Raw genomic sequence first — 6698 nt, forward strand, 5'->3', positions numbered from 1 at the left:
CCCCATGAACCTGCCGCTGCTGAAGAACTATTCCATCATCGGCGTCTTCGCCGGCGCCTGGGCGGAGAGGTTTTCCGCGGAGGCCGCGCACATGAACGACACGCTGATGCGATTGCTGGCCGACGGACAGATCCGCCCGCACATCGATCGCATCCTCCCTTTGGAGGAGGCTGGCGACGCCATGCGCGCCGTGGCCAATCGCACGGTTCAGGGACGAATTGTCCTCAAGATCAGGTAGAGTGCGCCGACGAGGAAGCGAGAACAAAACCGATGACCCGGATCATCATCGACAAGCGCTATTGCGGTCCCCCGAACTCCGGCAACGGCGGTTATGTCTGCGGCCGGCTGGCCCGGCACATTCCCGGGGCTGCGGAGGTGACGCTGCGCACACCGCCGCCGCTGGACACACCGCTCGATGCGGTCGCGACCGACGACGGCACATGGGAGCTTCGCGACGGTGCCAAAATCGTCGCGACCGGGCGAGCGGCAAGCGTCGAGCTTGCGCGTATCGAGACGGCCAGTTTCGACGAGGCCTGCGCCGCCGAATTGCTGACGCCGGTCAAGCCGCACGAGCATCCGCTGCCGACATGTTTCGTCTGCGGTCCTGCAAGGGCCAAGGGAGACGGCCTGCGCATTTTCGCCGGACCGCTCGGGCGTCACGCGCGGAACGCCGTTCTCGCGGCGAGCTGGACGCCCGATCCGAATCTGGCCGCCGAGGACGGCCTGATCGCCAGCGAATTTCTCTGGTCGGCGCTCGATTGTCCCACCGGCTATGCCTGCAACTACAATCAGGAGAGCGACAGCTTCGACCAGGCCCCGCTCCTGCTCGGACGAATGTCAGCGCGGATCGAAGCGCGGCCGCGCCCCGGCGACCGCTGCGTCATCACGGCCTGGCCCACCGGCCGCGACGGCCGCAAGCGCACCGCCGAGGCCGCGGTGCATGATGAAGCCGGGAGGTTGCTGGCCGTGGCGCGGGCGACATGGATTGCGGTGGAGCGCGAGGTACAACTCGGGCGTGGATGATGGGCCGGATCTCGTAGGGTGGGCAAAGGCGCGTAGCGCCGTGCCCACCATTTCTATCTCGACTTTACTGATCGCATGGTGAGCACGCTTCCGCCGTCGCTCTTCGAGCTACGGCGGACAAGTTGCTTTGCCGACCCTACGAGACGACGAGGCTATTCCTGACAGCAGTCAGCGGCCCGCCCGCAGCGAGCCAAGCTCGACGTCGGCCGCCTGTTTCTCGATAAAGGTTTTCGGGCAATCGGCTGCAGCCTGGTCGAACAGCTTCAACGCCTCCTCCTTAGAGCCTCTCTGCAGTGCGCGCTCGGCAATATAGAAATTCGCCTCGCAGAACTGCCACTTTCTCTTCACCGGGTCGGCGTCGTCGGCCGCGCTGAGCACTTGCTCCGGCGTCATCGTGCCAAGGAAGAGATTGATGACCGGCGCGGGCCATTTCGCCGCGTCGAGCTGCTTTGCAGCCTCGCTCAGCCGGCTCGGTTGGTCACTGCGCTTTGCAACAATCTCGCGCCATATGACCGGATAGGCGTCCTTTGGATTGAGCAGGATCGCCTGATCCAGATCGGTCAGCGATTTGCCGAGCGAAGCGCTCTGCCAATAGACCCTCGCACGATGAAAGTAGGCGCGGGCATCCCGGGGATCGAGCTGCACGAGTTGATCGTAGTCCGCCAGCGAGCGGCCGAAGTCCCCCTTGGCCTTGTACGCGTTGGCGCGGAGTCCGATGGCAACCTTGTCCTTGGGATCGAGACGGATTGCCTCGTCATAGTCCGCGATAGCAAGATCAATGTCTCCTCTTGCGGAGTACGCAGTTCCCCGAGCGCGGAATGCAGGACCGTCCCCCCAGCCGAGCGCAGTCGCCCCACCATCGGCAGACGCTGAAACGGGATCGGCGACTTGACCTTCAATCTGACGAGTCTCATCGCCTGGGCTTGCCCGATCTCGGTGGGCCAGCTGAATGGCCTGGGTGAAATCGGCAATGGCACGGTCGTAGTCGCCTTTTCGAGCATAGGCGACACCCCGGCAGAGGTAGACAGCTCGGCCCCGCGGGTTGAGCTCGATGATCCGGTCATAATCGGCGAACGCGCGGGAGAACTCGTCCAATTGAAGGAAGGATTCTGCGCGAAAGTAATAAAATTCCTGGCTCTTCGGCTTGATCTGCATGGTTTGATCGAGTTCGGCCAATGCGAGTTCTTTGTTGCCCCTGGCAAAGTAGACCCGACCGCGACACAGCTGGCCACCGCCGGTTTGCGGGCTGAGCTCGACCGCTCGGTCACAGTCAGCCATGGCACGATCCAGGTCGCCCTTGCGGATGAAAGCGAGGCCTCGGTCGACACGCGCTATGACATTGTCCGGATGGATCAGGAGGGCTTGATCATAGTCGGCGATGGCGCGGACCATATCTCCTTTGGCTTGGTAGATTCGGGCACGTCCCAAACGGGCGTAGACAGCCTTGGGATCAAGCTCGATGACCTTGTCGTAGTCGGCAAGCGCAGCGTCGGTTTGTCGCCTCTCGGCTTGCACAAAAGCTCTCTGAAGGCGGGCGTTCAGATTGCCCGGATCGCGTTCGATGATCAGGTTGTAGTCCGCGATCGCAAGGCCGGCCTCACCTTTCTGGCGGTAAAGCATGGCACGGCGAAAGTACGCAGCAGTCACGCTTTGCTGCATGGCCGTCGCCGCCTGAATGATCGCGGTGCAGCCGGCGATGCGGTCATCGAGCGTGATGTTGCCGAGCGCGTTGCACTTCGCGGCCAAGGGCATTTCCGCACGCGCAGGCGATAATTCGAGCAAGGTCGTCAGCGCCAACGCAACTACACCTGCTGCCGCACAAACGAGTGCGCGGCCGGTCATTCCAAACATGCAGTCCCCAACTCAATTCCCGGGACCATGTTAGCAACCAACGACGCTTCTGCACAGCCCTTGGTTGCGGGTTTGGGGACGGCGGCTCTCTCTGGCCCAACGCTTAAGTCGATTCCGCCATCATCCCCTGCAGCCGCACCAGCTCCGCCTCCAGATCCCGCTCCACGTCCGCGGCCCGGATCTCCAGCACCCGATAGTCCCGCGCCTCGAGCCACGTCCGCCGGCCCGCGCGGTCCGCTGCGATGGTCTCGCCCTCGCCGGGGTTGACCAGCTCGATCGCGATCCGGTGCGGGAACGAGACGAAGTCCGGGATGTGGCGGCCGACCGGGGTCTGGCGCTTGAACTGGCCGGCGAAGCGGCGATCACGCGTGAGCGCCTGCCAGAGCAGGCGCTCGGCGTCGGTGGGGTTGCGGCGGAGCAGGCGGGCGAGCCCGCGCACTGTCGAGCCGCTGTCGGGGACACCACCGCCCTGCCCGTGCTCGGCGAGAAGCGCGCGCAGGCGGGTCGCCTGCTCGCCGTCGAGCACGCCGCCCTTGGCCGGGCCCTTGCGTCCCTCGGCGATCGCCATGACGACTCCATGGAGGGTGTGCATGTCCTGCTTGGTCGGCTCCATCCGGGTGAAGATGTTGCGCAGGTTCACCAGCATGGTGTCGCGCTTCTCGGCCGGGCGCAGGAATTCGACCCGGTCGAGCTCCCGGATCAGGTTGTCGAAGAAGGCCTGCATCTGGTGTTGCGAGGCCCGCTCGGAACGCTCGGGCATGGCGTGCGGCAGCTCGCCCGACGTCGCCAGCTTGAACCATTCATAGCCGACCAGCAGCACGGCCTGGGCGAGGTTGAGCGAGGCAAAGCCCGGATTGACCGGGAAGGTGATGATGCGGTTGGAGAGCCCGACCTCCTCGTTGGTCAGCCCCCAGCGCTCGCGGCCGAACAGGATACCGGCCTTGCCCCCTGTGGCGACGTGCCCCGAGATCTCGGCGGCGGCAGCTTCCGGGCCCACCACCGGCTTGGCCTGGTCATGGGGGCGTGCGGTGGTGGCGAACAGCAGGTCGAGATCGGCGACGGCCTCTTCGACCGTGCCGAACAATTCGACCTTTTCCAGAATGTAGTCGGCGCCGGCCGCGGCGCGCTGGGCGGCGATGTTGGGCCAGCCGTCGCGGGGGTTGACGATGCGCAAGCGGCTCAGGGCGAAGTTGCCCATGGCGCGCGCGGCCATGCCGATGTTTTCGCCAAGTTGCGGCTCGACCAGGATCACGATGGGACCGTCGAGGGAAAGACCCGCCTTGCTCTTGTCAGTCCCCGACATCTCGTTTCGCTTTCACTCTTCGTCTCAAGGCCTTGGCAAGGCGCTCTCAGGAATTGATTCAAGCCCGCCGCCAGCCGACGCGGCCTTGTGTGCCTGTCGTTTGCCTGTCCTGACGAAATTCTCAAGGGAAATAACGACTTGGATTCAACTTTTGAATCTCTTCTGAAGCCTCAGGCCGGCCCCGCCGGCGGGCCGCTCCCCGCCCCCCATCTGCGGAAGCTGGATGGGCTAAAAGTGCATAATCCCTTGGCTTTCGCCCGCCGCGCGGCGGTGCTAAGAGGCGGCGGATATTCCCGTGGCGCGCCAATAGCGCCGTTCCCAAGAGGCTTCCCCGATCATGGCAAAAATCAAGGTATCCAATCCCGTCGTCGAACTCGATGGCGACGAGATGACCCGGATCATCTGGCAGTACATCAAGGACAAGCTGATCAACCCGTTCCTGGATGTCGAGCTGATGTATTTCGACCTGGGGATGGAATACCGCGACCACACCAACGATCAGGTCACCATCGACGCCGCCGAAGCCATCAAGAAGGTCGGCGTCGGCGTCAAGTGCGCCACCATCACCCCGGACGAGGCCCGGGTGAAGGAGTTCAACCTCAAGCAGATGTGGAAGTCGCCGAACGGCACCATCCGCAACATCCTCGGCGGCGTGATCTTCCGCGAGCCGATCATCTGCAAGAACGTGCCGCGCCTGGTTCCCGGCTGGACCAAGCCGATCATCATCGGCCGCCACGCCTATGGCGACCAGTACCGCGCCACCGATTTCAAGTTCCCGGGCAAGGGCACCCTGTCGATGAAGTTCGTCGGCGAGGACGGCACCGTGATCGAGAAGGAAGTGTTCAAGGCGCCCGGCGCCGGCGTCGCCATGGAGATGTACAATCTCGACGACTCCATCATCGACTTCGCCCGCGCCTCGCTGAACTACGGCCTGCTGCGCAACTACCCGGTCTATCTCTCGACCAAGAACACGATCCTGAAGGTCTATGACGGCCGCTTCAAGGACATCTTCCAGGACATCTACGACCGCGAGTTCAAGAAGGAATTCGAGGCCAAGGGGCTGACCTACGAGCACCGCCTGATCGACGACATGGTGGCCTCGGCGCTGAAGTGGTCCGGCGGCTATGTCTGGGCCTGCAAGAACTACGACGGCGACGTGCAGTCCGACACGGTCGCGCAGGGCTACGGCTCGCTCGGCCTGATGACCTCGGTCCTCCTCACCCCGGACGGCAAGACGGTGGAAGCCGAAGCCGCCCACGGCACGGTGACCCGCCACTACCGCGAGCACCAGAAGGGCAAGGAGACCTCGACCAACTCGATCGCGTCGATCTTCGCCTGGACCCGTGGCCTCGCCCACCGCGCCAAGCTCGACAACAATGCCGAGCTCGCCAAGTTCGCGAACACGCTGGAGAAGGTCTGCGTCGACACCGTCGAGGAAGGCTACATGACCAAGGACCTCGCGCTGCKGGTCGGCGCCGACCAGCGCTGGCTCTCGACCACCGGCTTCCTCGACAAGGTCGCGGAGAACCTCACGAAGGCGTTGGCGGCCTGAGCCGTCCGCAATTTCGCCCGACTGGGCCGGACATCATCACGGGCCGCGTCTTTGAGCGCGGCCCGTTTCTTTTTTTGAAACCCTTTGCGGAGACCTCCATGTTCATCAAGCTTGCCGCCCCCGCCCTGTTGCTCGCGGCCCTGATCGGACCGGCCGGGGCTGCGGAGCCGCTCCCCGAGGCCATCGCGGCGCCGGGCGAGACGGTCGTGCTCAGCGTCCACGCCGAGGGTGCGCAGGTCTACGAGTGCAAGGCCGGCGCTGATGGCAAGCTCGCCTGGGCCTTCCGCGAACCGGTCGCGACGCTGCTCTCCGAGGGCAAGACGATCGGGCGGCACTATGCCGGCCCGAACTGGGAGCACGCCGACGGCAGCGCCGTCGTCGGCAAGGCCATCGGCAACGCGCCGGGTGCCACCGCCGCCGATATCCCCTGGCTGAAGCTGGAGGTCGCCTCCCGCCGCGGCAGCGGCGTCCTGACACCGGTCACCACCGTCCAGCGCATCAACACCCATGGCGGCAAGCTCGACGGTGCATGCGAGAAGGCCGGCGAGTTCAAGAGCGCGCCCTACTCGGCCGACTACGTTTTCCTGAAGAAAGGCTGACCGCTCAGCGGCCCTCCTTCTCCGCCTGCGCCAGTTCGGCCGCGGCGAGATCGCCGGTCTCCTCCAGCCGCGCCTTCGCAGTCTGGTGGACGTGGGCGGCCAGCGTCGGCATGCGCTCGATCAGGGCGTGGAAATCCTGGGCGTCGAGCACCAGCAGCCGGGTCTTGCGCGTCGCCGTCACCGTGCCGCTGCGTTTTGTCTTATGCAGCAGCGCGATCTCGCCGAAGAAGGTGCCGTCGGTGAGCCGTACCTGCTGGCTCGGCAGCGCGATCTCGACCTCGCCCGCGGTGATGAAATACATCGACGAGGCGGCATCGCCCCGCCGCACCAGGATCTCGCCCTGCTCGATGGTTCGTGCGCGGAGCAGCCG

General features: G+C 64.8%; 7 protein-coding genes. 4 read left to right on the forward strand and 3 right to left on the reverse strand.

Translation table 11 applies throughout. The features are described 5' to 3' along the window. Positions 1–238: zinc-binding dehydrogenase (locus tag AC1D00_RS20825; RefSeq protein WP_477011961.1), on the forward strand; the 238-nt coding region annotated here is incomplete at its 5' end. A gap of 32 nt (positions 239–270) precedes the next feature. Next, positions 271–1023, forward strand: coding sequence for a PaaI family thioesterase (locus tag AC1D00_RS20830; RefSeq protein ID WP_477011962.1), 753 nt, complete (start codon positions 271–273; stop codon positions 1021–1023). Positions 1024–1191: 168 nt separating this feature from the next. On the opposite strand, the gene AC1D00_RS20835 is transcribed toward AC1D00_RS20830, so the two are convergent. Both AC1D00_RS20835 and AC1D00_RS20840 read right to left on the reverse strand, forming a co-directional pair. Next, a complete protein-coding gene (locus tag AC1D00_RS20835; protein WP_477011963.1) occupies positions 1192–2820 on the reverse strand; it encodes a tetratricopeptide repeat protein in 1629 nt (542 codons plus the stop codon). A gap of 157 nt (positions 2821–2977) precedes the next feature. Continuing rightward, positions 2978–4177: a TrmJ/YjtD family RNA methyltransferase gene (locus AC1D00_RS20840; protein ID WP_477011964.1), complete on the reverse strand. Its 1200-nt coding sequence runs from the start codon at positions 4175–4177 to the stop codon at positions 2978–2980. Positions 4178–4514: 337 nt separating this feature from the next. Between AC1D00_RS20840 and AC1D00_RS20845 the strand changes: the two genes are divergently transcribed. Next, positions 4515–5729, forward strand: a complete 1215-nt coding sequence (locus AC1D00_RS20845) for an NADP-dependent isocitrate dehydrogenase (protein WP_477011965.1) — start codon at positions 4515–4517, stop codon at positions 5727–5729. A gap of 98 nt (positions 5730–5827) precedes the next feature. Further along, a complete protein-coding gene (locus AC1D00_RS20850; protein WP_477011966.1) occupies positions 5828–6328 on the forward strand; it encodes a DUF3455 domain-containing protein in 501 nt (166 codons plus the stop codon). A 4-nt stretch (positions 6329–6332) separates the two neighbouring features. Here AC1D00_RS20850 and AC1D00_RS20855 read toward each other — a convergent pair. After that, a partial coding sequence (locus AC1D00_RS20855; RefSeq protein WP_477011967.1) for a cyclic nucleotide-binding domain-containing protein occupies positions 6333–6698 on the reverse strand: 366 nt, incomplete at its 5' end.

It is taken from the genome of Bradyrhizobium sp. P2_E8 (assembly GCF_056403875.1).